17 protein-coding genes and 2 pseudogenes are annotated in these 25,775 nt (G+C 70.0%); 12 read left to right on the top strand and 7 right to left on the bottom strand.

Translation table 11 applies throughout. From position 1 onward, the window contains the following. Window positions 1-117 (top strand): annotated as a pseudogene (locus tag ACZ6JY_RS37310) (IS5/IS1182 family transposase); the annotation flags it as partial. Here the strand turns inward: ACZ6JY_RS37310 and ACZ6JY_RS37315 are convergent. After that, window positions 107-299 (bottom strand): annotated as a pseudogene (locus ACZ6JY_RS37315) (IS1380 family transposase); the annotation flags it as partial. The pseudogenes ACZ6JY_RS37310 and ACZ6JY_RS37315 sit on opposite strands and share 11 nt — an antisense overlap. Window positions 300-391: 92 nt before the next feature. After that, window positions 392-814: a YjbQ family protein gene (locus ACZ6JY_RS37320; protein WP_469203458.1), complete on the bottom strand. Its 423-nt coding sequence runs from the start codon at window positions 812-814 to the stop codon at window positions 392-394. A 320-nt stretch (window positions 815-1,134) separates the two neighbouring features. On the opposite strand from ACZ6JY_RS37320, the gene ACZ6JY_RS37325 reads away from it, so the two are divergent. The 6 genes from ACZ6JY_RS37325 to ACZ6JY_RS37350 all read left to right on the top strand — a co-directional run bounded on the left by ACZ6JY_RS37325 (window position 1,135) and on the right by ACZ6JY_RS37350 (window position 10,037). Next, window positions 1,135-2,301 (top strand): ATP-grasp domain-containing protein, encoded by a 1,167-nt coding sequence (locus ACZ6JY_RS37325; RefSeq protein WP_469203460.1) that lies wholly within the window; start codon window positions 1,135-1,137, stop codon window positions 2,299-2,301. 292 nt (window positions 2,302-2,593) lie between these two features. Beyond that, the gene (locus ACZ6JY_RS37330; protein ID WP_469203462.1) at window positions 2,594-5,332 is read left to right on the top strand and encodes an AMP-binding protein; all 2,739 of its coding nucleotides are present in this window, start codon (window positions 2,594-2,596) and stop codon (window positions 5,330-5,332) included. 76 nt (window positions 5,333-5,408) lie between these two features. After that, entirely contained in the window at window positions 5,409-6,383 is a 975-nt protein-coding gene (locus tag ACZ6JY_RS37335; RefSeq protein ID WP_469203464.1) for an NAD-dependent epimerase/dehydratase family protein, read from the top strand. Further along, complete coding sequence (locus ACZ6JY_RS37340) at window positions 6,376-8,385, top strand: aminotransferase class I/II-fold pyridoxal phosphate-dependent enzyme (protein WP_469203466.1); 2,010 nt, start codon at window positions 6,376-6,378, stop codon at window positions 8,383-8,385. The genes ACZ6JY_RS37335 and ACZ6JY_RS37340 overlap by 8 nt, the downstream gene beginning before the upstream one ends. Before the next feature lie 81 nt (window positions 8,386-8,466). After that, entirely contained in the window at window positions 8,467-8,892 is a 426-nt protein-coding gene (locus ACZ6JY_RS37345) for a cupin domain-containing protein (protein ID WP_469203468.1), read from the top strand. A 35-nt stretch (window positions 8,893-8,927) separates the two neighbouring features. Beyond that, on the top strand, window positions 8,928-10,037 hold the full coding sequence (locus ACZ6JY_RS37350; RefSeq protein ID WP_469203470.1) for an NAD(P)-binding domain-containing protein: 1,110 nt from the start codon (window positions 8,928-8,930) through the stop codon (window positions 10,035-10,037). A 100-nt stretch (window positions 10,038-10,137) separates the two neighbouring features. Here the strand turns inward: ACZ6JY_RS37350 and ACZ6JY_RS37355 are convergent, their stop codons facing one another. From ACZ6JY_RS37355 to ACZ6JY_RS37365, 3 genes are all read right to left on the bottom strand, one after another. Continuing rightward, complete coding sequence (locus ACZ6JY_RS37355) at window positions 10,138-10,704, bottom strand: DinB family protein (protein WP_469203472.1); 567 nt, start codon at window positions 10,702-10,704, stop codon at window positions 10,138-10,140. Window positions 10,705-10,826: 122 nt separating this feature from the next. After that, window positions 10,827-11,621 (bottom strand): endolytic transglycosylase MltG, encoded by a 795-nt coding sequence (mltG, locus tag ACZ6JY_RS37360; RefSeq protein WP_469203474.1) that lies wholly within the window; start codon window positions 11,619-11,621, stop codon window positions 10,827-10,829. Between the two features lie 120 nt (window positions 11,622-11,741). Continuing rightward, window positions 11,742-13,547: an ABC transporter ATP-binding protein gene (locus ACZ6JY_RS37365; protein WP_469203476.1), complete on the bottom strand. Its 1,806-nt coding sequence runs from the start codon at window positions 13,545-13,547 to the stop codon at window positions 11,742-11,744. Between the two features lie 183 nt (window positions 13,548-13,730). On the opposite strand from ACZ6JY_RS37365, the gene ACZ6JY_RS37370 reads away from it, so the two are divergent. From ACZ6JY_RS37370 to ACZ6JY_RS37380, 3 genes are all read left to right on the top strand, one after another. Then, window positions 13,731-14,174, top strand: a complete 444-nt coding sequence (locus ACZ6JY_RS37370) for a MarR family winged helix-turn-helix transcriptional regulator (protein ID WP_469203478.1) — start codon at window positions 13,731-13,733, stop codon at window positions 14,172-14,174. Between the two features lie 50 nt (window positions 14,175-14,224). Further along, the gene (locus ACZ6JY_RS37375) at window positions 14,225-17,143 is read left to right on the top strand and encodes an FAD-binding and (Fe-S)-binding domain-containing protein (protein ID WP_469203480.1); all 2,919 of its coding nucleotides are present in this window, start codon (window positions 14,225-14,227) and stop codon (window positions 17,141-17,143) included. Window positions 17,144-17,393: 250 nt separating this feature from the next. Further along, the gene (locus ACZ6JY_RS37380; RefSeq protein WP_469203482.1) at window positions 17,394-18,887 is read left to right on the top strand and encodes a Gfo/Idh/MocA family protein; all 1,494 of its coding nucleotides are present in this window, start codon (window positions 17,394-17,396) and stop codon (window positions 18,885-18,887) included. Between the two features lie 118 nt (window positions 18,888-19,005). Here the strand turns inward: ACZ6JY_RS37380 and ACZ6JY_RS37385 are convergent, their stop codons facing one another. Together ACZ6JY_RS37385 and ACZ6JY_RS37390 are read right to left on the bottom strand one after the other, a co-directional pair. Then, window positions 19,006-20,673, bottom strand: coding sequence for a peptide-N4-asparagine amidase (locus tag ACZ6JY_RS37385; protein WP_469203484.1), 1,668 nt, complete (start codon window positions 20,671-20,673; stop codon window positions 19,006-19,008). 79 nt (window positions 20,674-20,752) lie between these two features. After that, window positions 20,753-21,490: a L,D-transpeptidase family protein gene (locus tag ACZ6JY_RS37390; protein ID WP_469203486.1), complete on the bottom strand. Its 738-nt coding sequence runs from the start codon at window positions 21,488-21,490 to the stop codon at window positions 20,753-20,755. Window positions 21,491-21,777: 287 nt separating this feature from the next. Here ACZ6JY_RS37390 and ACZ6JY_RS37395 point away from each other — a divergent pair, with 287 nt between their 5' ends. Together ACZ6JY_RS37395 and ACZ6JY_RS37400 are read left to right on the top strand one after the other, a co-directional pair. After that, window positions 21,778-23,865 carry an ABC transporter transmembrane domain-containing protein gene (locus ACZ6JY_RS37395; protein ID WP_469203488.1) on the top strand — a complete coding sequence of 696 codons (2,088 nt, stop codon included), beginning with the start codon at window positions 21,778-21,780 and terminating at the stop codon, window positions 23,863-23,865. Continuing rightward, window positions 23,862-25,643, top strand: coding sequence for an ABC transporter ATP-binding protein (locus ACZ6JY_RS37400; protein ID WP_469203490.1), 1,782 nt, complete (start codon window positions 23,862-23,864; stop codon window positions 25,641-25,643). Before ACZ6JY_RS37395 ends, ACZ6JY_RS37400 begins: the two co-directional genes overlap by 4 nt. Window positions 25,644-25,775: the final 132 nt, after the last annotated feature.

Here is a 25,775-nt window from a genome sequence, read left to right on the forward strand (position 1 = left end):
CTCCACGGCTTCCGACGCCTGCGCATCCGCTGGGAAAGACGCGACGACATCCACGAAGCCTTCCTCGGCCTCGCCACCTGCCTCATCACCCACCGCCACGTCCAACGCCTTTGTTAGGACCTCTAAGCCAAAACGTCAGCCGCATGCCCGTGGGCCAGCCGTCAAGACGTCGCCGGTGGGTTCGGCGACCAGGCCCCGTTCCGGGCCTCGCCGTCCGCCTCGATGGCCGACGTCCAGGCCGAAGCGGGGACCTTCGGTACGTGCTGGTGGACCTGCTCAGTGATCACCATGCCGACCGAGTCATCCTGTAGCCGGTGTGCAGGCAGTCGACGACATTGCGCCCCAGGCGGTCCACGGCGGCGGCCACCAGTCACACCCAGGGTGATCCTGATCAGCCCAGGAAGCTCAGTCGAACCTGACGGTTGACGTTAGAGATGTTGGTGTCCACGAGGCACACCGACTGCCACGTCCCGAGCTCCAGGCTCCCGCCGACCACCGGCAGCGTCGCGTGCGGCGGTACGAGCGCGGGCAGGACGTGGTCGCGGCCGTGGCCGGGGCTGCCGTGGCGGTGCTGCCAGCGGTCGTCGGCCGGGAGCAGGGTGTGCAGCGCGGCGAGGAGGTCGTCGTCGCTGCCGGCGCCGGTCTCCAGGATCGCGAGGCCCGCCGTCGCATGCGGCACGAAGAGGTTCAGGAGGCCGTCACGGCCGGCCGCGACCTCGCCAAGGAAGGCTTCGCAGTCGCGGGTCAGGTCATGGACCGTCTCGGTGGAGCCGGTGGTGACCCGGAGGACTCGGGTGGTGAACGCATCGGACATGCCCCCATCCTCCCCCACTCTGCCTCCGGGCGCCCTCGACGCCGACCCGACGCTTTTCTTATGTGGCGCCATATATGACCAGCGCGGTGAATACACCCCGATGAGCAGAAACGTCATGAGCGATTCCCAAACCGGGCATCACAAAGCGTGATTTGTGACCCACCTCACACCCTGGCACACAAAAGATCATGCTGTCTCATATCCACATCTCTCTTTACCTGTGACACGATGCCAATGCGTTGACAGTGCCACCCAATCCGGGTGGCGGTACGGTGAATCTTTCTCGACAGTTCTGGCTGGCCGCAATTCGGGGGACAAGAATGACGGCAATTATTGTCATCGGCTATCGGAATGATCTGGACCGCGCACTGCACAGCCGGGGGCTCGACCCTTTCTATATCGTCCAGCCGCCGGCCAACCCGCCCAGGGATAAGAATTTCAAGTTGGTCAATGACATGGAGAACGCCCAGGAAATCCTGCGGGCGGCCCTCTCCATCCCGCTCGACGACGTCGCCGGGGTTCTCAGCATCCACGAGATGGGCGTTTTCGGCGCCGCTTTCCTGCGACAGCAGCTCGGCCTGCCGGGACATTCCGATCCCGCGGCGACCCTCTACTTCCGGGACAAGTACCTCCAGAAGAGCAGACTGCCGGACCACGTCCGGCGCGCACGCTGCCGGTATGTGACGAGCGGTACCTCGTACGCCGAACTCGTGGACGACCTGGGAGACACCTTCGTCGTCAAGCCCGCCACCGGAGCCGGTTCACTCCGTACGAGCGTCGTGCGCTCGCCGGAGGAGTACGCGCGGGCCCTGGAGGCCGTCCCCGGCCCGTCGGACGTGGGGATCGTCGCCGAGTCGTTCGTCGATGCCCCGGAGGTCTACATCGACGGCGTCTGGCGGGACGGCGGCCTGCGCTGGTACTCCATGAGCAGCAATCACATCGCCCCGCTCAGCGCCGTCGAGGGCGGCGTCCTCGCCGCGCACGTACTGGACCGGCGGCAGCACGGAACGCTCTTCGAGCGGGCGGAGACCCTCGCCCGGGAGGCGCTCGGCAGCCTCGCCGCACCCGACTGCGTGTTCCATCTCGAAGCGTTCCATCAGGACACCGGCCTGACCTTCGGCGAATGTGCCATTCGCCTTCCCGGCGCCCTCTCCCCGCGCGTGAACAAGCTGACCTACGGCGTCGACCTGTTCGACGTCGAGATCAGCCTGGCGCTCGGCGAGGAACCGGCCCAGGACCTGACACAGCGCACCCCGGACCGCTTCTACGGATACATGCTGCTGCGCCGCTTTCCCGGCAGCGAGCTGACCCAGGAAGACTTCGCACGCAATTTCCGGTTCGACGAATTGCAGTACGACTCTTCGCTCGACGCCCCGCTCGGCCCGTACGGCAGGGCCGGAGAGGCCGTCGTATCCGACCCGGACGAGCTCGAACTCCAGAAGACGATCCAGGAGATCGTCCGCTTCAACGAAATCGGCGGCGGATAGAAAGCGGACAGGAAGCGGATAGAAATCGGATAGAAATCCGCGGCTGAACGGTCGCGAACAGAGGGCGTCACGCGTCACGCTCTCCGTGCGGCACATTTCTGTGCAACTTACGGGCGCTTTCGCGACACACCTCGCCGCGCCCGCTCCTCACCATGCGTGGACGACACCGCGGTTCACCCCACCCGGAGCCATTGCGCCCATCAGCATGCATTCACCGTGACCAGCGACGGAATCACTCACATTCCGCCCCTCCCGATCGGAGGCTTTCGCCATCATGTCGAATTCATCACTCATGGATCAGTCCCGTTTCTCGACGCTTCCCGCACTATTGGATGACGCGGCCCGCCATACCTCTCGCGGTGTGACGTTCGTCGGCGGCTCCTTCCTCTCCTACGCCGAGCTCCGGGAGTCCGCGGAGCGGATCGCGCGGGGGCTGCACGGCCAGGGCGTGGCCCCCGGCGACCGGGTGCTGATCGTCGCCGACGGCCCCGCGACCTTCTTCCGCGCCTTCTGGGGCTGTGTGCTCAGCGGTGTGGTGCCGTGCCCCGTCGCGCCGCCCGCGGACCCGCCCCGGTGGCGGGCCCAACTGCGCCATCTGCGTGAACTCCTGGCTGACCCTCTGGTGATCACCTCGAAGGGGGGCCACGCAGACCTGCCGGACGACGGCCTGCGAACCGTCACGGTGGAGGAACTGGACCACGCGTCCCCCGCTGCCGAGCGGGCCCACGCGCCCGCCCCCGGCGACCTCGCCCTGCTGATGCTCACCTCCGGCTCCACCGGCAAGAGCAAGGCGGTCAGGCTCACCCACGCCAACCTCCTCGCGGCGCAGGCCGGAAAGGCGGGAGCGCTCGAACTGGGGCCCGACGACACGTCGTTGAACTGGATCTCCACCGATCACATCGCCGCGATCGAGGCGCATCTGCTGCCCATGTACAACGGTGCCGACCAGGTCATGACGGAGCCGGCCACGGTCCTCGCCGATCCCGTCGAATTCCTCAGGCTGCTGTCGGCGCACCGCGTGCGGGTGACTTTCACGCCCAACTTCCTGTTCGGGCAGATCAATCAAGCGCTCAACCACCGCCCGCCTTCCCGGCAGGAAGTGGACCTGTCCGGAATCCGGCACATCATCTCCGGTGGCGAGGCGACAGTGACCGCCACCGTCCGGGAATTCCTGGACACCCTTTCCGCGTACGGATTGCGCGACGACGTGATCGTGCCCGCCTTCGGGATGACCGAGACGTGCGCGGGCAGCATCTTCAACCGCGACTTCACCGACCGCGACCTGGACACCGAGTTCCCGCCGCTCGGCCGTCCCGTGCGCGGGCTGCGCATCCGTATCGCCGACGGCTCCGGCGAGATCCTGGCAGCCACCGGTAGGCCGGGCAGCGCGGAGCCCGGTGAGGTGCAACTGCGTGGCCCGATGGTGACGGACGGGTACTACAACAACGCCGAGGCGACCGCGGAGGCCTTCACCGCGGACGACTGGTTCCGCACCGGCGACCTGGGCAGGCTCGACGCGGCCGGCCGGTTGACGCTGGTGGGCCGGACGAAGGACTCCATCATCGTCAATGGCGTCAACTACTACAGCCATGACCTGGAGACCGTCCTCGACGAGCTGGGCGAGATCAGGCGCGGCCAGGTCGCGGCCTTCCCGATCCGGCCCGAGGGAGCAGACTCGGAGCAGCTCGCCGTCGCGTTCGCACCGGCGGGCGACCTCACCGACGACACGGCCGTGTACCAAGCGATCGTGGCCATCCGCAGCTCGACGGTGATGCACTGGGGCTTCCGCCCCCAGTTGATCCTGCCGGTCACCGAGGCCGAGATCCCCCGCGGCAACCTCGGCAAGGTCCAGCGTTCACGGCTGCGCACGGCCGTCGAGGACGGCACCCTCGCCGGGGCCGTTCACCGCGCCGAGGAGGTGAGCACCCGCTTCCTCGGCCGCCATGTGGCTCCCGAGGGGGACGTCGAGACCGCGCTCGCGGAGATCTACGCCCGCGTCCTGAACACCGGGAAGGTCCCGGTGACCGCCAGCTTCTTCGATCTGGGCGGCACCTCACTCGACGTGCTGCGGCTGAAACTGGAGATACAGACCGCGTTCGCCATCGACGACGTGCCGATGTCGACCCTGCTCCAGGCTCCGTCCGTCCGCGCACTGGCCGTCCGCCTCGGCGCCGGTCGCGACACCGCCGGGGACTCCGCCTACGACCCGCTGGTGCCACTACAGGTCACCGGCGACGGGACCCCGCTGTTCTGCGTGCATCCTGGCCTCGGAGAGATACTCGTCTTCATCAACCTCGCCAAGTACTTCACCGGCGAGCGGCCCTTCTACGCGCTGCGGGCGCGGGGCTTCGGACAGGGCGAGACCCACTTCGGATCCTTCGACGAGATGGTCTCCACCTACGTGGAGGCGATTCGGCACACGCAGCCCACCGGCCCCTACGCCGTCGCCGGCTACTCCTACGGCGCGGCCGTCGCCTTCGAGATCGCCAAGCGCCTCGAAGGGGCGGACGAGCAGGTCAAGTTCGTGGGCGTCTTCAATCTGCCGCCCAGCATCTCCGGCCGGATGAACGAGATCACGTTCACCGACGGGGCGATCAACCTGGCACTGTTCCTCGAACTGATCGACCCCGCCGACGTCGAGGGCCTCACCGCCAAGCTCGCGCCCCTGCCCGAGGAGGAGCAGCTCTCGTACCTGATCGACCAGGCACCGCGCCGCAGGCTCACCGAACTCGACCTGACCGTCCGCCAGTTCACCCGCTGGGTCCACCTGGCGCAGAGCATGGTGCACCTCGGCCGCACCTACGAACCCTCGGGCTCGGTGGACCGGACGCACATCTTCTACTGCACCCCCCTGAAGGGCACCAAGCAGGAGTGGCTGGAGGGCCAGCTGCGCCACTGGGACGACTTCACCCGCGGCCCCAACACGTACATCGAGGTCGACGGCGAGCACTACACCCTGATGAGCCCGCAGCACGTACGGACCTTCCAGGCGACGCTGCGGCGCGAGCTGACCCGCGCGCTCGGCCGATGACACCCGACGCTCGTCGCGCACCGTCGGCGTCCACCGCTCGTCGCACAGACACACACCGTTAAGGACGGACAGAGCCATGCAAGGCAAGAAGATTCTCGTCACCGGCGGGACCGGGCAGGTCGCGAGGCCCGTCGCCGAAGCGCTCGCTCCCGACAACGAGGTGTGGTGCCTGGGCCGCTTCGGTGACCACACCGCCCGCAGGGCCCTGGAGGAACGGGGCGCGCGCACCTTCACCTGGGACATGGCGGCCGACGACCTGTCGGAGCTGCCGCGCGACTTCACCCACGTACTGCACTCCGCCGTGCACCGCGGCGACGGCGCCGACTTCGAGGAGACGGCCCGCGTCAACGCCGCGGGCACCGCCCGGCTGATGACGCACTGCTCGCGGGCCGAGGCGTTCCTGTACGTGTCCTCCGGAGTGGTCTACAACCGCGCCGACCGCACCCACCGCTACCGGGAGAGCGACCCACTCGGCGGGGCGGCGCCCTGGCTGCCGACGTACCCCGTGGCCAAGCTCTCCGCCGAGGGCGTGGTGCGCGGCCTGAGCGAGGCGCTCGGCCTGCCGTCGGTGATCGCCCGGCTCAACATCGCCTACGGGGTGCACGGCCACGGCGGCGTACCCATGATCCTCTTCAATCAGATGCGGGCGGGCAAGCCGTGCGCGGTGCCCCTGGAGGGGCAGAACTACTGCAACCTGCTGCACGCCGACGACCTCGTCCGGCAGGTGCCGCTGCTGTGGGACACGGCGCAGGCGCCGGCACGCGTTCTCAACTGGGGCGGCGACGAGGAGGTGGGCATGACCGACCTGCTGGAGTACATGTCCGAGCTCACCGGAGTGCCGGTCCTGCTCGACCGCGGCGAGTACAGCCGCGAGACGGCGGTGTTCGACCACGACAGGCGCCGCTCCCTCATCGGTGACTGCTCCGTCGGCTGGCGGGAGGGCATCGCCCGGACCATGGCAGAGCTGTACGAGGAGTACCGCGACCGCATCGAGAAGTACGCCGCCGAGCGCGGGTACGACCTTCGGGGCGAGGGGGCCCGGCATGCGTAGGCCCGCGGATCTCGACGCGCTGCGGCACGTGCTGAGCGCCGCCCTCGGCTCCGACGAGCCCGTGTCCGGGCTCGCGCGGCTCGGCGTTCTGGGGGACGCGGTTCTGGGGGACGCGGTTCTGGGGGACGCGGTCGACGCCTCGGTCCTTGAGCGACCCACCCTGGTGGGCGGCGGCGCCCTGTACGGCCCGTCCAGCCCCGCGCCCACGGCCCAGATCCTCGACGCGCTGGCCCGCGACGCGCGGTCCCTGGGCGTGCCGCAGCTCCTCGTGCCCCATGTGCGCCGCACCGATGACGCGGGCGCGCTGCGGGCCGCCGGTCTCGTGCCCTTCGCCGCGGGCAGCGAATGCGTCGTCCGGCTGACCGGCGAGGTCGACGACATCCTGCGCGACCGTGCGGGCGCACGCCGGCTCCGCGATCTCCGCCGCCGCCATCACGCGGTCTCCAAGGTCGCGACGTGGGAGCGCATACCTCTGACCAGGCTCGACACGGAGTCCTGGGCCAAGGACGCCTTCGTCGAACTCCACCGGCGCCGCGCGGAGCGCGACGGGGGCAGCCACCAGCCGTACGGGGCCGACCATCACCCGTACGGGGTCGAGGCCCTCGACGCGTGGGCCCGCGGCTCGCTGGCGGACCGCACCGAGCTGTTCGTACGGCGTCGCGGGAACACCGTCGTGCAGGCGGGGCTCCTGGTCAGGTCCCACAGCGGCCGAGGCGTCTACCTCCTCACGCAGGCAGCCGACCGCGACGACCCCATCGCCCGGTACAACTTGTATCTGGCGGCCGTGTACCGGCTCTGCCTCGACGCTCGGCGCTCCGGGCTCGACTGGGTGCACCTCGGCCGAGGGGACGCCGAGCACATGCGCCGGCTCGGGGCCGACCTGTTCGTCCCGCTCGACCACTGGGTGCGTGCCGAGGGGCTCGCGGCGCCGGAGGAGACGGGCGCCCAACCGGAGTTGTCGCGCTTCGCGGCGCCGCCCGTCGCGACGGTTCCGGTGCCGGGGCCCGCCCGGTTCCGCGACAAGCCGCGGTTCGACATGGTCGACCTGTCGGGCAACACCAACCCGTTCCTCGGCGCCGAGGCCCGCTATCCCCATCTGGACACGGCGGAGCTGGCTCGTACGTACCTCTCCCGGGTCGGGAAACTGCCGGGCCAGGAGGGCCTCGGTTCGCTCGGCGCCGACCATCTGCTCTTCACCAGCGGGGCCGTCGACGCCGTCATGCTGCTGCTGGCCGCGCTGGCGTCACCCGGCGAGCGGGTCTGCGTCACCCCGCCCACCTTCGAGCTCTACGCCCACTTCGCCCGCGTGCTGCGGCTCCCCGTCGTCGAGTCACCGCTGCGGGGCGACGACCTGTCCGAGATCGACGTGGAGGAAATCCTGGCGGCCGATCCCCGGGTGACCATCCTGTGCGATCCGAACAACCCCGTCGGTACGAGGCTCGACCGTGCGCAGGTCCTCGACCTGATCACGCGCACGAACGGGCTCGTCGTGATCGACGAGGCCTATGTCGAGTTCAGTGAGAACCCGTCCTACGCCGGGCTCGTCGAAGAGCACGACAACCTCATCGTGCTGCGGACCCTCTCCAAGGCATGGGGCCTGGCGAGCGCGCGCTGCGGCATCGCCTTGGCCGGACCCGGCCTCGTCGACGCCCTGCGGCGGGTGCAGGTCCCCTTCGGTTTCACCGACGCCTCCCAGCGTGCGGTACGCGACCGGCTGACCAACTCCCGGAAGGTGACGGCCTCCATCCGGCTCATCCGCGCCGAGCGCGAGCGGATGGCAGCAGCGCTCGCCGCGCACCCGGCGGTGGAGCGCGTCTTCCCCACAGAGGCCAACTTCCTGCTGGTCCGGCTCCACAAACACGAGCACGTCATGGAGCGGCTTCGCGGCGCGGGCATCATCGTCGCCGACACCGGGCGCCTCATACCGTCCACCTGCCGCATCTCCATCGGCACGCGCCGCGCCAACGACACCCTGCTCGACGCGCTCACCGCGGCGCTGTGATCGACCGCACACGTATCGAGGCGCGGCCTGCACATATGAGGGCGCGGCATACACCTGTCGCCTATCGAAAGGACCCGGTTCATGGGCAACGGTTCTCCCCCCGGCACCTCCCTGACCAGCACTGTCGTAGCCGACGGGTACGACCGCTGGAGTCCGCCGCTGCATGCGGAGTTCGACGCCAACGTCCACCACGACGGCATCGGCCAGAAGCTGGTGCACGAGACCGAGCAGGTGCGGGTCTGGGAGACGCATCTGCTCCCGGGTGAGCGCATACCCGTGCACCGGCACGTCCTGGACTACACCTGGATCGCCCTCACCGGCGGCCGCGCCCGCCAGCACGCCGCCGACGGTACGTCACGCGAGATCTCCTACGAGCGCGGGCAGACCCTGACCTTCTCCCTGGCCGGGGGCCGCCATCACCTGCACGACCTGAAGAACGTCGGCGACGAGGTTCTGTCGTTCCTGACGGTGGAGACCAAGGAGACCAAGGAGCAGCGCGAGACGTAGGGAAGATCCGGCGGCACCGGAGAGTTAGTAGAAACGTGAACGACATCGGGGTACGAGAAGCAGCGGGCCGCCCGGCGGCGAACGAGGTGGACGTCGTCGTCATCGGCGCCGGGCAGGCGGGCCTGTCCAGCGCTTACCACCTGCGGCGTACGGGCCTCGAACCGGGCCGGGACTTCGTGGTCCTCGACCACGCGCCCCGGCCCGGCGGCGCGTGGCAGTTCCGGTGGCCCTCCCTGACCTACGGCAAGGTGCACGGCATGCACGCGCTGCCGGGCATGGAACTGACCGGCGCCGACCCCACGCGGCCGTCCTCGGAGGTCATCGGGGAGTACTTCACCGCGTACGAGGACCGCTTCGACCTGCGGGTACGACGCCCCGTCGACGTCGACGCGGTACGGGAGGGCGACGGTGGGCGGCTGCTCGTGGAGACCTCGGCGGGCACGTGGTCGACGCGCGCGCTGATCAACGCCACGGGCACATGGGACCGGCCGTTCTGGCCCCGCTACCCCGGGCAGGAGACATTCCGTGGACGGCAGTTGCACACCGCCATCTACCGGGGGCCCGAGGCCTTCGCGGGACAGCGGGTGATCGTCGTCGGCGGTGGCGCGTCGGGCACCCAGCACCTGATGGAGATCGCTCCCCTCGCGGCGGAGACCACCTGGGTCACGCGGCGTCCGCCGGTCTTCCGCGAGGGCCCGTTCGACGAGGACTGGGGCCGCTCGGCCGTGGCCATGGTCGGGGAGCGCGTACGCCAGGGCCTCCCGCCGCGCAGCGTGGTGTCGGTGACCGGCCTTCCCGTGAACGACGCGATCCGGGCGGCGCGGGCCGCCGGGGTCCTCGACCGGCTGCCGATGTTCGACCGCATCACGCCGACCGGCGTCGAGTGGGACGACGGACGCCGGGTCGACGCCGACGTCATCCTCTGGGCGACGGGTTTCCGCGCGGCGATCGACCACCTGGCGCCCCTGCGTCTGCGCGAGCCGGGCGGCGGCATCCGCATGGAGGGCACGCGGGCAGCCGCCGATCCCCGCGTCCACCTCGTCGGATACGGCCCTTCGGCGAGCACGATCGGCGCCAACCGAGCGGGCCGGACCGCCGTACGCGACATCCAACGACTGCTTGCGGGCACGCCGGCGGCGGTCTGAGCGAGGTCGGCGCCCGGCAGTGGCGGCGGCGAGAGCGAAGCGCCCGTACCGGTAGCGGCTGTGACAGCGGCAGCCGCGGCGGCTGCGGCCTGAGCTAGGTCTACTGGCCGACCCGCCCGTCGACGCACTCGCGCAGCAGGTCGGCGTGACCGCAGTGGCGGGCGTACTCCTCGATCCTGTGCACCATCAGCTCGCGGACCGCGACCCGGTCCTTGCCGACGCGCTCGCCCAGGTCCTTGTGCTCGGCCAGCGCGGCGTCCGTCGCGGCCTGCTCGCGCTCCAGGGCGGCGAACGCGGCGTCGACCTCCGCCGGGTCGGCGACGGCGCCGTCGAAGTCCGCGTCCCGCTCGCCGTACAGCTTCGGCACCGGGTCGCCCTCGGTCATCCAGCTGCGCCAGTCCCGCTCCACCTCGACGAGGTGCCGGATCAGGCCGAGCAACGACATCGTCGACGGCGGAACCGACCTACGGGCCAACTGCTCCGCGTCCAGGCCCTCGCACTTCAACCGCAGGGTCAGGCGGTAGTTCGCCAGGAAGTCCAGCAGCGTCGCGAGCTCGCCGTCCGGGGTGCCTCCGTTGTCCCGGGGGTCGTCGTCCGGGTCGGCCCACATGTCGGGGTAGACGCTCGCCTGGCTCCATCGCTCCGCTGGGTCACTCATGCGCGTCATAGTGGTCCCTGAGGACGCGGGCCCGCCACTGGTTTTGACCCTCGCACCCGCGCACCGCCGACGACCTCGGCCCAGTCCTCAGCTCTGCCTGCTCACCTCGTCAGCTCTCCTTGCTCACTTCGTCAGCTCTGCTTGCTCACCTCGTTGAACTCCTTGACGTTCCGCTGGTGCTCCTCGTAGTCCGCCGTGAAGCGCGTGTCGCCCGGCTTTACCGTCACGAAGTACAGCCAGTCGCCCGCCGGCGGGTTGGCCGCGGCCCGAATCGCCTCTTCGCCCGGGTTACTGATCGGTGTGGGCGGCAGGCCCATGCGCGCGTAGGTGTTGTAAGGGCTGTTGATCTTCGTGTCGCGGTCGCTGGTGATCAGCGTGGAACGGTTGAGGGCGTAGTTGACGGTGGAGTCCATCTGGAGGGGAATGCCCTGGTCGAGGCGGTTGTAGATGACGCGGGCCACCTTGCCCATCTCCTCCTTGGAACCCGCCTCCGCCTCGATCATGCTGGCGATGGTGACCGTCTGGTAGACGTTCACCGCGTTGCGATCGGCGCCCGCCGCGACGCTGCCGCCGTCGTACTTCTTGTTCGCGGTGTTCACCATGTACGAGAGCACGGACGCCGGGGTCGACCGGGAACTCAGCGGATAGGTCGCCGGGAAGAGATACCCCTCCGGGTTGCCGCTCGCGTCGGCGGGAAGCTTGAGCCCGGCCTTGGGCACCGCCTGCTTCGTGGTGCCGGCGGGGACCCGCAGAGCTTTGTCCACCGCCTTGTACACCTGGCCCGAGCGCCAGCCCTCAGGGATGGTCAGGGCTTCGGGCCGCGCGTCGCCGTCCGGCAGCAGCAGTGGTACCGCCACAGCAGTGGCCGCCACGACGGCTCCGGCCGCGATCAGGGCGATGCGCCCCCGCCGCGTCAGTCGAATCATGCCCCGTCTCTTGCCCCCGCGCGGAATCTTGATCTGCATGTCGGAACGTTACCCCGCAAATGGGGGCATTCTTTGCATATCTTCATGTCGCGTACTCCCCTCGTGTATCCCGGCGTTCCTTCATGTCGCGGGCTCCAGTTGAGCGTCCCGGCGGACGAGTGCGGCGTAACGCCCGTCGCGCTCCATGAGCTCCTCGTGCGTACCCCGCTCGGCGGTACGCCCGCCGTCCAGAACGACGATCTGGTCGGCGCCGCGCACCGTGGAGAGCCGATGGGCGATGGTCAGGGTGGTGCGGTCGGCGGAGAGGGCGTCGATGGCCTCCTGCACCGCCCGCTCCGTACGGGTGTCCAGCGCGCTGGTGGCCTCGTCGAGGATGAGGACCGGCGGATCACGCAGGATGGTGCGGGCAATGGCGAGCCGCTGCTTCTCACCGCCCGAGAAGCGGTGACCGCGCTCGCCGACCACGGTGTCGTACCCGTCGGGCAGCGACGCGATGTGGTCGTGGATCTGCGCGGCACGAGCCGCGGCCATCATCTCCTCGTCGGTGGCGTCGGGCTTGGCGAAGCGGAGGTTCTCGGCGACCGAGGCGTGGAAGAGATACGTCTCCTGGGAGACCACGCCGACCGCGCGGGCCAGGGTGTCGAAGTCGAGGTCCCGCACATCGACCCCGTCGAGGGTGACGCGGCCGCCCGTGACGTCGTACAACCGGGGCACGAGGTGGCTCAGGGTGGACTTCCCGGAGCCGGTCGGCCCGACCACGGCCAGGCTGCCGCCGGCGGGTATCGCCACGTCGATGCCCTGGAGCGTGGGCCCGGACTTCTCGTCGTAGCGGAACTCGACGTCCTCGAAGCGCACTTCGCCCTTGATCTTGTCGAGGCGGACGGGGTGCTCGGGCTCGGTGATGTCGACGTCCAGGTCGAGGTACTCGAAGATGCGCTGGAAGAGCGCGAGCGAGGTCTGGATCTGCACGCCGGTGGAGAGCAGGCTCACCGTCGGGCGGAAGAGGCCCTGCTGGAGCGAGACGAAGGCGACGAGCGTGCCGATGGAGACCGTCGGGCCGCCCATCTGGAAGGCGAGACCCGCGCTCCAGTAGATGACGGCGGGCATGGCGGCCATCACGATCGAGATGACGGCCATCCGCCAGCGGCCCGCCATGTTCGAGCGGATCTCCAGGTCGACGAGACGCTCGGACTCGTCGGCGAAGGACTTGGTGAGCGAGTCGGCCCGGCCCATCGTGCGGCCGAGGACGATGCCGCTCACGGAGAGCGACTCGGTCACCGTCGCGGCCATCGCGGCCATCTGTTTCTGGCGCTGTGTGGCGATCTTCTTGCGTTCGCGGCCGACGCGGCGGCTGATCCACACGAACACCGGGAGCAGCAGCAGCGAGACGACGGTCAGACGCCAGTCGAGGGCGAGCATGGCGACGACCGTGGCGATCACGCTCGTCAGGTTCGACACCAGGGACGTCGCGGTGGAGGTGACGGTGGCCTGCATGCCGCCGATGTCGTTGGCTATCCGGGACTGGACCTCGCCCGTGCGGGTGCGGGTGAAGAAGGCCAGGGACATGCTCTGCAGCCGGCCGTAGACCGCGGTGCGAAGGTCGTGCATGACCCGCTGCCCCACGGATGTGCTGATCAGGGTCTGCAGCACACCGAAGACGCTGGTGACCACCGCGCTGAGGATCATGCCGAGCGCGAGCAGGCTCAGCAGGCCCGTGCGCCCCTGGGGGATCGCGGTGTCGAGGATCTCCTTGAGCAGGAAGGGGGTGGCGACCGATACCAGGGACGCGGCGCAGACCAGCAGGCCCACGAGCGCGAGGCGGGCACGGTAGGGACGGAAGAGGCGGAGGATTCGGCGCATCTGGCGCGGCGGTTCCTGGCCGGGGGCCTGAGGTGGCGGCGTCCAGGTGGGTTCGTCGTGGCGCATGGGCTCCTTTCTGATGCTGGACGGCGGTCGATGGAAGCGACCGGCGATTGCTGGACGGCGGTCGACAGGCGTGTCCGGCGAATCGCGGGACGGCGGTCGACAGGCGTGATCGATGATGACTCGTGGAGCATAGCTCACTGTTACCTATACTCACAATGCACAAGGTCCTGATAAAGTTCCCGCATGAACACCCCGGACCCCGACGGCCTGCTCGCCGAACAGTTGCTGCGGCTGACCCGCAGGCTGCAGCGGATCCAGAAACGCCACCTGGTGCCGGTCGGCATCACGCCCGCGCAGTCCCGCCTGTTGCGCACCCTCGCGCACTACGAGACGCCGCCCCGAATGGCGGACCTCGCCGAGCGCCTGGAAGTGGTCCCCCGCGCCGTGACCACGCTGGTCGACGGCCTGGAGGCGGGCGAGCTGGTGCGCCGCGTGCCCGATCCCACCAACCGCAGGGTGATCCGCATCGAGCTCACCGATGCCGGTCTTGAGGCCCTCGGCGAGCTGCGCCGCGCGCGCCGGGCCGCCGCAGAGGACATCCTGGCTCCACTGGACACGGAGCAGCGGGCTCAGTTGGGCGGCCTGCTGAACGCGCTGTTCGAGGTTCCGGATGTCCGGCGCTGCTGAGCACGCCCGTACCGCCGCCCGACGAGTGACCGCCACCGCCGAGGAGAGCCATGCCGCTGCTGGAGCCCGGACAGGACGCCCTGCGCCCGACGACGCGTGAGACAGGCCCGGCGGCCGACCGCGTGCCGGACGGACGGGCCACCGGCACCCCGGAGCCGCTGCGCTCCGAGCTGGCCGCGCTGCTCGGCGCGGAAAAGGTCCTGACCAAGGTCTCCGACCTGGTGCGGTACGCGTCGGACGCGAGCCCGTACCGCTTCCTGCCGCAGGTCGTGGTCGTCCCCGAGGACGTCGACGACGTGTCGGCGATTCTCTCGTACGCGCACGGCAAGGGCCGCGAGGTCGTCTTCCGCGCGGCGGGTACCTCGCTGAACGGCCAGGCGCAGGGCGAGGACATCCTGGTCGACGTCCGCAAGCACTGGTCCGGCATCGAGGTGCTCGGCGCGGGCGAGCGGGCCCGCGTCCGCCCCGGTACGACGGTGGTGCGTGCCAACGCCACGCTCTCCCGGTACGGCCGGGTCCTCGGCCCCGACCCGGCGAGCGCCATCGCCTGCACCCTCGGCGGCGTCGTCGCGAACAACGCGTCGGGCATGACGGCGGGCACCACCCGCAACTCCTACCGCACGGTCGCCTCACTGACCTTCGTCCTGCCTTCGGGCACGGTCGTGGACACGGCCGCCGCGGACGCCGACGAAGCGCTGGCACACGCCGAACCCGCCCTGTGCGAGGGCCTCCTCGCGATCGAGCGGGAGATCGAGGCGGACGCCGACCTCGTGGCCCGTATCCGGGCGAAGTACCAGATCAAGAACACCAACGGCTACCGCCTTGACGCCTTCCTCGACGGCTCGACGCCCGTGGAGATCCTGCGCGGTCTGATGGTCGGCTCCGAAGGCACCTTCGGCTTCATTTCGGAGATCGTCTTCGACACGCTTCCCCTGGACCGGTACACGACCACCGCCCTGCTCTTCTTCCCCTCGCTGCCCGCGGCCGCCGCGGCGGTCCCGGTGTTCAACGCCGCGGGCGCGCTCGCCGTCGAGCTGATGGACGGCAACACGCTGCGGGCCTCTGTCAGCGTTCAGGGGGTGCCCGCCGACTGGGCCGAGCTGCCGAAGTCGACGACCGCGCTCCTGGTGGAGTTCCGCGCCCCGGACGAGGCCACGCGTGAGGCGTACGAGGCCGCCGCGGCCACGGCTCTGGAGGGCCTCGAACTGGTGACGCCCGTGCCGTCCGTGACGAACACGTTCACGCGCGACGCGAAGACCATCGGCGGCTACTGGAAGGCGCGCAAGGCCTTCGTCACCGCCGTCGGCGGCACCCGCCCCTCGGGGACGACCTTGATCACGGAAGACTTCGCGGTGCCGCCGGGACGGCTCGCCGAAGCCTGCGAGGCACTCCTCGAACTACAGACTCGGCACGGTTTCGATTCCGCCGTCGCGGGCCACGCGGCCCACGGCAACCTGCACTTCCTGCTCGCCTTCGACGCGGGCCTGCCGTCCGACGTGGAGCGCTACGCCGCCTTCATGGACGAGTTCTGCCGCCTGACCGTGGAGCGGTTCGACGGCTCCCTCAAGGCCGAGCACGCCACGGGCCGCAACATCGCGCCCTTCCTGGAGCTCGAATGGGGGCCCGAGGCCACCGAGCTGATGTGGCGCACCAAGCAGCTCATCGACCCGGATGGCGTACTCGCCCCTCGCATCGTCCTCAACCGCGACCCGAAGGCGCATCTGCGCGGCCTGAAGACCATCCCGAAGGTGGAGCTCATCGCGGACCCGTGCATCGAGTGCGGCTTCTGTGAACCGACCTGCCCGAGCGAGGACCTCACCACGACGCCGCGCCAGCGCATCGTGCTGCGCCGCGAGATGATGCGCCAGCCCACGGGCTCCCCCGTCGAGGACGCCCTCGTCGACGCGTACGGTTACGACGCCGTCGACACCTGTGCGGGCGACTCGACCTGCAAGCTGGCCTGCCCGGTCGGCATCGACACGGGCGCCCTGATGAAGGACTTCCGCCACGCTCGGCACTCGCCACGCGAGGAGCGCACCGCCGCGCTGGCCGCGAAGAACTTCAAGGCCGTCGAAGCCTCCGCACGGCTCGCCGTGGCCGCCGCGGACCGCATCAGCGACCGGCTGCTCACCGCGGTGACCCGTGCGGCCCGCAAGGCGGTACGCCCCGACCTCGTCCCGGAGTGGCTGCCGCAGATCCCCGGGGCTGCCACGCGCAAGCGGCCGCGTACCGCGCGCGTGGGGGCATCGGCCGTCTACTACCCGGCGTGCGTCAACCGCATCTTCGGCGGGCCGGGCGACCGCTCCCTGCCCGAGGCGGTCGTGGCCGTGTCCTCGCGCGCCGGCAGGCCGGTGTGGATCCCGGACGACGTCGCGGGCACGTGTTGCGCGACGATCTGGCACTCCAAGGGCTACGAAGCCGGCAACAGGCTCATGGCCAACCGCATCGTCGAGGCGGCCTGGGGCTGGACGGCGGGCGGCCGCCTGCCGCTGGTCGTCGACGCCTCGTCGTGCACGCTCGGCATCGCGCACGAGGTCGTGCCGTATCTGACCGCCGAGAACCGCGCGCTCCACCGTGAGCTGAAGGTCGTCGACTCGATCGTCTGGGCGGCCGACGAGCTGCTCCCCCACCTGACCGTGCACCGCAGGATCGGCTCCGCCGTCCTCCACCCGACCTGCTCGATGCAGCATCTCGGCGACGAGGAGCAACTGCGCGCCGTCGCCGAGGCGTGCGCGGACGAAGTGACCGTGCCGGACGACGCCGGGTGCTGCGCCTTCGCGGGCGACCGCGGCATGCTCCACAAGGAGCTGACCGAATCGGCCACGCGCAGGGAGGCCGCGGAGATCGCGGGCCGCCCCTTCGAGGCCCATCTCTCGGCGAACCGCATGTGTGAGATCGGCATGGACCATGCGACGGGGCGCGGGTATTACTCCGCGCTGCTTGAGCTGGAGCGTGCGACGCGTCCGTGACTGGTGGGGGGCCGTGGCCGTGGGCCGTGGCCGTAAACCATGAGCCGTGGGCCGTGGGCCGTGGCGATGGGAGCCGCGGGCCGCGATGAGAGCCGTGGTGATGGGAGCCGGCGCCTCCGGAAGTCCATGAAGTCATGGCGGAAGTCCAAGTTCCTGGCCACTTCCGCCTCTTGCGCCCCCGTAGCAGCCCTAACAGGGTGGCTTCCGCCCCAGTGGTAGAGACCAGCCGCCTTTCAGCTACGGAGGTCCGATGCACGACGAGAACGCGACACCGACTCCCGACAGCGCAACCCCCGACGACCTTGCGGAGGGCACGACGGGAGACGGCCACTCGCGCCGCGCGGTGCTCCGCACGGCGGGCCTCGCCGGGGCGGGGATCGGCATCGGCGCCTTCGCGAGCGGCACGGCGCACGCCGACGCGCCCGGCACCGTGCCGGCCGCCGCCGCGTCGGATGCCGCCTCGGCCGCCGAGGACACGGCCAAGGCCCCTGCCCGAAAGGGCCGCACGATGATCGGGGTGCCGTTCGAGCGGCGCTCCACGGTCAGGGTCGGCATCATCGGCCTCGGCAACCGCGGCGGCTCCATGATCGATCTGTTCCTCGCCATCCCGGGCGTACGGGTCGTGGCGCTCTGCGACCCGGTCAAGGACAAGACCGCGGCCGCCGCGAAGAAGGTCACCGCCGCGGGCCAGCCGGCCCCGGCGACGTACACCAAGGGCGATCACGACTACGAGAACCTGTGCAAGCGCGGGGACATCGACTTCGTGTACGTGGCGACGCCGTGGGACTTCCACTTCGAGATGGCCAAGTCGGCGATGCTGAACGGCAAGCACGTCGGCGTGGAGTGCCCCATTGCCCTGCGCCTCGACGAGCTGTGGCAACTCGTCGACCTGTCGGAGCGGACGCGCAGACACTGCATACAGCTCGAGAACTGCTGTTACGGCAAGAACGAGATGCGTGTCCTGCGGATGGCCCACGCGGGCAAGTTCGGCGACCTCCTGCACGGTGCGGGCGCGTACAACCACGATCTGCGCGGCCTCATGTTCGACCCCGACTACTACGAAGGCCCGTGGCGCCGCCTCTGGCACACCCGGCTCCGCGGCGACCTCTACCCCAACCACGGTTTCGGCCCCGTCGCCAACTACATGGACGTCAATCGCGGCGACCGCGTCACCCACATCTCCAGCTTCGGCACACCCGCCCTCAGCCTCGCCCAGTACCGCGAGGCGCACATGCCCGCAGGCGATCCGAGCTGGAAGGAGACGTACATCGAGAGCGACCGCACCATCAGTCTCGTGCAGACGGCGAAGGGCCGCGTGATCCGTCTGGAGCATGACGTCTCCACGCCCCACCCTTATAGCCGCATCAACAGCCTGGGTGGCACCAAGGGCCTCTTCGAGGACTACCCGGAGCGCATCTACATCGAGCCCGACCACACGAACGACGAGTGGGGCGACTTCGCCAAGTACGCCGACTTCGACCACTGGCTGTGGAAGGAGCACTCCAACCCGCCGGGTGGCCACGGCGGCATGGACTACATCATGATCTTCCGGCTGATGCAGACCATGCAGCTGGGCCTCGTCCCGGACTTCGACGTGTACGACGCCGCGACGTGGACGTCGCCCGTGCCGCTGAGCCACCTCTCGATCAAGGCGAAGGGCGCGCCGCAGGCGATACCCGACTTCACCCGCGGACTGTGGAAGAAGGCGCGCCCGGGGATGGACTCGGAGAAGCCGAAGGAGTAGTTGCCGCCGGGTTTTTTTGAGGGGCCGTAGTGAGGGGCCGGGCCAGCGGCGGACGATCACGTACCGCCGCTGGTCCCGGCCGCCGGGGCCGCGGGTCGCGGTCCGCGGTCCCGGTGGCTCAGCAGCGGCGCCGGTCGACCGTCAGGGCGCCCTGCTCGGTGGCCAACGTCCGGTCGTAACAGCCGTCGTCGCCGTACTGCCGGTAGCGCTCGCGGGAGGTGCCCACCGCGTGGCGCTCCTCGCGGGGCACGTTGGCGGTGTACGTGGCGTCTCCGTCGTAACGGTCGTCGGTCACTGACCAGCCGGTGCGCCGTCCGCCGTGGACGGTGACGCTCTCGGCGCGGTCGCCGAGGGAGATCTCGGTGCGCAGCCGGTCGCCGGCGCCCAGCGTCGTGGTGCCGTCCATCGTGTACGTACGGTCGGTCCGCGCCGCACGGCCGTTCACCGTGACCGTCTCGCGATCGGACCAGGTGGCCTTGAGTGCGTCCAGCGCCTCTCCCTCGGTCCACCGGTGTACAGACGTGTTCTTCAGGGCCCGCGTCACGGTCGTCGTGACACGGCCGTGGGAGGTGTTCACCTGGCCGGAGACGGTGAGGCGGTGGCCGCCCTTCGTGTCGAGGCGGTGCGCGCTCCCTGTGGTGGAAGCCGGGGTGTAGGTCGCATCATTCGCGAGGGGTCCCGCGTCATGCCTGGTCAGCTTGCCGGTGACATGCGCGCTCCGCTCGTCCTGCCAGACCAGGACATTGACGGGGACGCTCCAGCCGGTCTGCGCCTTGGGCACACCGACGACGGAGACCTCGACCTTGTGCGGCCGTCCGTCGTTGAGGAGCCCGGCGAAGGGTGTCAGGTCGTACTCGATGGGCTTGATGTCGAAGGCACGGGGCCCCGGGATCACGTACCAGAGGAAGGGGTTGGACCACCCGCCCGTCCACACGGTCGGGAACGGCGCGGCGATGCCCGCCAACTGGCCGTCCACCTTGACCTGCACCTCGCGGTAGGGGCCTTGGTCGGCCTTGCAGGAGTAGGGCGCGGCATCCGGAACCGTCAGATACCAGTACTCCTCACAGCCGCCGCCGGAGCCGGTCGCGTAGACCTCGGCGACGATGCGCTCGCTGTTGCGCGGGGTGGTGAGGGCGGAGTCGTCGCCGAGGGGAAGCACACGGTCGGGCACCGTGCCGTTGGACTCGGCACCAGATTTCTCGGGCGCGGACCCGGTACCAGTTTTGTCAGGCTTGGCGCCTGTGCCCTTGTCCCGCTCGTAGAACGTCAGCGTCGCCTTGACGTCGATGATTCCGGTGTACGTCTCGTTGACGACGTTGCCGATGAGCATCTCGACGCTGCGGTTCTGGCGCAGCGTCTCGCTGTAGCGGGTGACGTCCTTCTCGACGGACCAGGTGATGCCGTCGGCGGACGGCTCCGGCGTGGACGTACGGAGCACTTCTACGCCGCCGATACGGAGGTATCCGAGCCGGTCGTACTGCCTGCCCTTCACCTTGCCGTCCAGGCGCAGCACCACCTTGCCCCAACGGTCACCACATCCGCGCGGCGGCGCGTAATCGCCCGTGTAGGGCGTGAAGTCCTTGAACTGCGCCTCGGCGACGGTGACCGCACAGGACTTGGTGTGGGGCTTTTTCACCGGGGGTGCGGCAGTGACGGGGTCGTGCCAGTCGGTGCCGAATTCGGGCGGGGCGGGGATCGCCGCGGCGGCCGTGGACGGGCCCGTACCGAGGAGCGGGCCTGCGGCGACGACCACCCCGACGAGCATGGACATGACGCGTCTTCTCATGGGGGTGTTCTATGGGGCCGCGGCCGATCACCGCAATGGGGTGTCGGGGCAACCAGGGCCTCACACGCCGCGGTCGGCCTTACGCCGCGAGGTTCGCCTTGTCCCCCATCACGACGACCGGGTGCTGCTTCGGGTCCAGCGTGCGCAGCAGGTAAGCCATGCCCGCCTTGGACAGACTGACGCAGCCCGACGTACCGCTGCCGTGATCCATGTGCAGCCAGATGCTGCCGCCCTTGGTCTGTCCCTGCGGACGCGTCGGGTCGTTGGGCGGGGTGCCCTTGGCGCGGTTGTAGTCGATGGCGATGACGTAGTCGAAGTCATGCCAATGCGTCTTGGGCCAGTAGTGCGGGGCCTGCATGGACACGGACTTCGTGTACGGGAACTTGGTACCGGGATCAGCCAGGACACCGCCCGCGTCGCTGAGGGTGAACACGCCGACCGGACTGCGCTTGTCGTTCTCGTGGTGATCGACGGTCCAGCCCTTCTTGCCGTTGTGCGCGGGCCAGCTGCGATCCTTCTCCCACGTGGTGTCCGTCTTGCCAGACTTTGTGTAGAGGACGACGGTCGACTCGGCGGAGTTCTCGCCGTCTCCGTAGACGGCGACCACCTGACGCGAGTCCTTGGGGATCTTCGACTGGAGACCGTCGCCGACATCGGGGATCCGCTTGGCGTCAGCGGCCCGTGCTGGGGAGCCGTCCCCGCGCTCCGCCCCCTTGGCCTGTCCGGATGCGGGGGCGTCGCCGCTCCCGCAGGACGTCAGAAGGACACCGCAGGCCGCCGCCGCGACCACCGTTCGCACCGCACCGGCTATACGCATCCGCCCATGGTCGCATTCGGCCCGCAGCACTCTCGTCCAGCGTCGTCCTCCACACGAAGAAGGGGCCGATTCTTTACTCCGGGGCGGAAAACCGTTTGCTTCGGACCACCGAATGAGGTGAACCTTTCACGGTTTGTTACCACCGTCCGTTCCGGCTCGTTCCGGTCTCGACTGCGACCTCAGCAGCGATCTCGCGTGCGTACTCGCCCGCGGCATGGCCCGCTTCGTCGCCTTCGACGCCCGTCTCGACGGAACCGACGGCCACCGCTCTCGACTGCTGGGACGTCATGCAGATTCGCGATCTTCCCTATCCCGACCCCGGCGTCCCCGATGTCCGGTCGGGTCCGCGCTTCTTGCTGTGGCTGGGCCGGAACCAACTCGGGGGGCAACTCAAATCCTTCGCCTGGGGCCTGCTGCACTTCGGCTCCATCGCGGGCCTGCCCTACGCGGTCGGCATCGCCATCGAGGCCGTGCTCGACCGGTCAGGCGGACGACTCGCGCTCGCGGGCGCGCTGCTGCTGACCCTCGGCCTCGCCATCGCCGTGGGCGACACGATGCTGCACCGCACCGCGATCACCAACTGGATCACCGCCGCGGCCCGCGTGCAGCAACTGCTCGCCCGCAAGACCGCCCAGCTCGGCTCCGTAATGACCCGGCGCGTGGCCGCCGGAGAAGTCGTATCCGTATCCACGGGTGACGTGGAGAAGATCGGTTGGTTCGTCGAGGCGCTGTCCCGGTTCGCGGCAGCCGCCTTCACGGTCCTTCTGGTCTGCGTCGGCCTCCTCGTCTACCAGCCCGCGCTGGGCGTCGTCGTCGCGGTGGGTATTCCGGTGCTCGCCCTCGCCGTGCTCCCCCTGCTGCCCCGCGCCACCCATCGCGCCGATCTCCAGCGCGAGAAGGCGGGCCGCGCCACGGAACTGGCCTCCGACACCGTCGCCGGATTGCGGGTCCTGCGCGGCATCGGCGGTGAGGAACTCTTCCTCGACCGCTACCGCCGCGCCTCGCAAGAGGTCCGGACGGCCGCGGTCCGCAGCGCCCGGATGTGGGCGGTGATCTCGGCGACGCAGGTCCTGCTGCCGGGGCTGCTGCTGATCGCGCTCGTCTGGCACGGTGTGCACCTCGCCCAAGAGGGCCGGATCACCGTCGCCGAACTGGTCACGGTCTACAGCGCGGTCATGATGCTCAACTACCCCCTGCGACACTTCGAGGAGATCGCCATGGCGTACTCCTTCTCCCGCCCCAGCGCCAAGCGAGCGGCACGGGTGCTCGCACTGGAGCGGACGGAATCCACAAGCGGGCGGTCGGAGGCTGAGACCGGGCTGTCGGAGACCGGGGCCAGGCGGACCGAGTCCGGGGCCGGGCCGTCGGACCCGCCTGCGCAAGGCAAGCCGGCAGCGGACTCTGCGACGCAAGGCGATGAGGCGGCAGAAGCTCCAGCGCGGCAAGTTGACGTGCCGCCGCCCGCGGGTGAGCAGCCGCCCGAGCAACACCACGAACAAGCCCTGTCCGGCGGCGCCCGGCACCCCGGAGACCTGTACGACCCGGCGACGGGTCTCCTCGCCCCGGCCGGCCGGCTCACCGCCGTGGTCTGCGGCGACCCCGACGCAGCCGGACGGCTCGCCGAACGTCTCGGCGGCCACCCCACCTTCGACGAAGCCGCGAAACTGCCATCCGTTCGCCTGGGCGACAACGCGCTGGACGAAATGCCGCTCTCCGACGCCCGCACCCACGTACTGGTACAGGACAAGGACCCCGTCCTGCTCTCCGGCACCTTGCACGCCCTCCTCGACGTACCGTCATCCGGAAACGTCACCCCCGCCGAAGCCCTCGCCGCGGCACAGTGCTCGGACGTCCTGGACGCACTGGCCCAGGCGTCGGTGAGCGACGACCCGATGGCCGCCCATCTCACGGAACGCGGCCGCTCCCTCTCCGGAGGCCAGCGCCAACGCCTCGCTCTGGCCCGCTCACTGGTCACCGACCCCGAGACGCTGGTGCTCGACGAGCCGACGTCCGCCGTCGACTCGCACACCGAGGCCCGGGTCGCCGACGGCATCCGCCGACTGCGGTCGGGGCGGACCACCGTGGTGCTCACGTCGTCCCCGCTGCTCCTGGACCGGGCCGAACGTGTCGTGTTCCTCGCCGACGGCGAGGTCACAGCGGTGGGCACACACCGTGAACTGATGCACGGCGAACCGCGGTACCGCGCGGTCGTGACCCGCGAAACCGACGACGAGCACACCGCCGTGACCGAGGGCAGCTTCGCCGAGTTCGACCCCGGCTTCGAGGCTGACTTCGAGCCCAAGATCAGCACAGCCACGGCAACCGCCAATGCGACCGCCACGGCGACCGCCAGCAACCTCGAGGAGACCGCATGATCGGCCTGGCGCCACCGGAGTACGACCCGGCGGCCCCCACGACGGCGGAGACCCTGCCCATCGGCGCGCCCACGACCGTACGCGCCTACGTCCGTGAGCTGTTCCAGCGCCACCGCACGGCCTTCGTCCTGCTCATCACGGTGAACACGCTCGCCGTGATCGCCTCGATGGTCGGCCCCTACCTGCTCGGCGACCTCGTGGAGAAGGTCTCGCACGACGCCCGCGACCTCCATCTGGAACGAACCATCGGCCTGTTCACGCTCGCCCTCGTCGTGCAGTCCTTCTTCGTACGCGAGATGCGGCTGCGCGGCGCGATGCTCGGCGAGCGGATGCTCGCGGACCTGCGGGAGGACTTCCTCGTGCGGTCCGTCGGGCTGCCGCCGGGAGTCCTGGAACGGGCCGGCACGGGCGACCTGCTCTCCCGCATCACCACCGACGTCGACCGCCTCGCCAACGCCATGCGTGAGGCCGTGCCGCAGCTCGCGATCGGCGTGGTGTGGGTTGCGCTGCTGCTCGGCGGACTCATCGTGACCGCGCCGCCGTTGGCACCCGCCGTGCTCGTCGCCGTCCCGCTCCTGGTGGTCGGCTGCCGCTGGTACTTCAAACGGGCACCCGCCGCCTACCGCTCGGAGGCCGCCGGTTACGCCGCCGTGGCAGCCGCCCTCGCCGAGACCGTCGACGCGGGCCGCACCATCGAGGCGCACCGGCTCGGCACACGCCGCATCGAACTGTCGGAGCGCCGCGTCAAGGAGTGGACCGCCTGGGAGCGCTACACCCTCTACCTGCGGTCGGTCCTCTTCCCCGTCATCAACTTCACCCACACCACCGTGCTCTGCTCGACGCTGATGATCGGCGGCGTCTTCGTGCTTCAGGGATGGATCGGCGTCGGTCAACTGACCACGGGCGTCCTGATCGCGCAGATGCTCGTCGACCCTCTGGGGATCATCCTGCGCTGGTACGACGAACTTCAGGTCGCCCAGGTCTCGCTGGCCCGTCTCGTCGGCGTCCGCGACATCGAACCCGACGCCGGTGACGCTTCCGTCACCCCTCAAGGGCGCCACGTCCATGCCGACGACGTCCACTTCGGCTACCGCGAAGGCGTCGATGTCCTCCGCGAGGTGTCCCTCGCCGTCAAGCCCGGCTCGCGCGTCGCCCTGGTCGGTCCGTCGGGCGCGGGCAAGTCGACGCTGGGCAGGCTGCTCGCCGGCATCTACGGACCGCGCACCGGACAGGTCACCTTGGGGGGCGCGGAACTGTCGGCCATGCCGGCCGAGGAGGTCCGTGCCCATGTAGCCCTGGTCAACCAAGAGCACCACGTGTTCGTGGGTTCCCTGCGCGACAACCTCCTCCTGGCACGGACCGGCGCGCGTGACGCCGAACTGTGGGCTGCGCTCGGGGCGGTCGACGCGGCCGACTGGGCCCGCGGCCTCGACGAGGGCCTGGCCACCGAGGTCGGCTCGGGGGGCTTCGCGCTGACTCCCGCCCAGGCCCAGCAGATCGCCCTGGCCAGGCTCGTGCTCGCCGACCCCCACACGCTGGTCCTGGACGAGGCGACCTCGCTCCTCGACCCGCGCGCGGCACGGCATCTGGAGCGTTCGCTCGCTCGTGTCCTGGACGGCCGTACGGTCGTGGCGATCGCCCACCGCCTGCACACCGCCCACGACGCGGACGTCATCGCCGTGGTCGAGAACGGCCGCATCACCGAACTCGGCAGCCACGACCAACTGGTCACCGCGGACGGGGCGTACGCCGCCCTGTGGCGGTCCTGGCACGGCTAGGGGCGTCACCTCGGGTACGGGCCGCGGCTTCGTCGCTGCGCGGGGGCGCGGCGGCCTCGGTCCGGCGCCGACCGCCTCCGCGTCCGGTGCGGGCCCACTGGGGCCGGGCCGCTCCGCGCCGGGAGCGGGCCG

It is taken from the genome of Streptomyces sp. NPDC046335, from assembly GCF_055587985.1.

What these genes read in the sequence shown, in the direction of transcription:
- ACZ6JY_RS37320 (WP_469203458.1), bottom strand. Translation starts at nt 814, where the DNA reads ATGTCCGATGCGTTCACCACCCGAGTCCTCCGGGTCACCACCGGCTCC.
- ACZ6JY_RS37325 (WP_469203460.1), top strand. Translation starts at nt 1,135, where the DNA reads ATGACGGCAATTATTGTCATCGGCTATCGGAATGATCTGGACCGCGCA.
- ACZ6JY_RS37330 (WP_469203462.1), top strand. Translation starts at nt 2,594, where the DNA reads ATGGATCAGTCCCGTTTCTCGACGCTTCCCGCACTATTGGATGACGCG.
- ACZ6JY_RS37335 (WP_469203464.1), top strand. Translation starts at nt 5,409, where the DNA reads ATGCAAGGCAAGAAGATTCTCGTCACCGGCGGGACCGGGCAGGTCGCG.
- ACZ6JY_RS37340 (WP_469203466.1), top strand. Translation starts at nt 6,376, where the DNA reads ATGCGTAGGCCCGCGGATCTCGACGCGCTGCGGCACGTGCTGAGCGCC.
- ACZ6JY_RS37345 (WP_469203468.1), top strand. Translation starts at nt 8,467, where the DNA reads ATGGGCAACGGTTCTCCCCCCGGCACCTCCCTGACCAGCACTGTCGTA.
- ACZ6JY_RS37355 (WP_469203472.1), bottom strand. Translation starts at nt 10,704, where the DNA reads ATGACGCGCATGAGTGACCCAGCGGAGCGATGGAGCCAGGCGAGCGTC.
- mltG (WP_469203474.1), bottom strand. Translation starts at nt 11,621, where the DNA reads ATGATTCGACTGACGCGGCGGGGGCGCATCGCCCTGATCGCGGCCGGA.
- ACZ6JY_RS37365 (WP_469203476.1), bottom strand. Translation starts at nt 13,547, where the DNA reads ATGCGCCACGACGAACCCACCTGGACGCCGCCACCTCAGGCCCCCGGC.
- ACZ6JY_RS37370 (WP_469203478.1), top strand. Translation starts at nt 13,731, where the DNA reads ATGAACACCCCGGACCCCGACGGCCTGCTCGCCGAACAGTTGCTGCGG.
- ACZ6JY_RS37375 (WP_469203480.1), top strand. Translation starts at nt 14,225, where the DNA reads ATGCCGCTGCTGGAGCCCGGACAGGACGCCCTGCGCCCGACGACGCGT.
- ACZ6JY_RS37380 (WP_469203482.1), top strand. Translation starts at nt 17,394, where the DNA reads ATGCACGACGAGAACGCGACACCGACTCCCGACAGCGCAACCCCCGAC.
- ACZ6JY_RS37385 (WP_469203484.1), bottom strand. Translation starts at nt 20,673, where the DNA reads ATGAGAAGACGCGTCATGTCCATGCTCGTCGGGGTGGTCGTCGCCGCA.
- ACZ6JY_RS37390 (WP_469203486.1), bottom strand. Translation starts at nt 21,490, where the DNA reads ATGCGTATAGCCGGTGCGGTGCGAACGGTGGTCGCGGCGGCGGCCTGC.
- ACZ6JY_RS37395 (WP_469203488.1), top strand. Translation starts at nt 21,778, where the DNA reads ATGCAGATTCGCGATCTTCCCTATCCCGACCCCGGCGTCCCCGATGTC.
- ACZ6JY_RS37400 (WP_469203490.1), top strand. Translation starts at nt 23,862, where the DNA reads ATGATCGGCCTGGCGCCACCGGAGTACGACCCGGCGGCCCCCACGACG.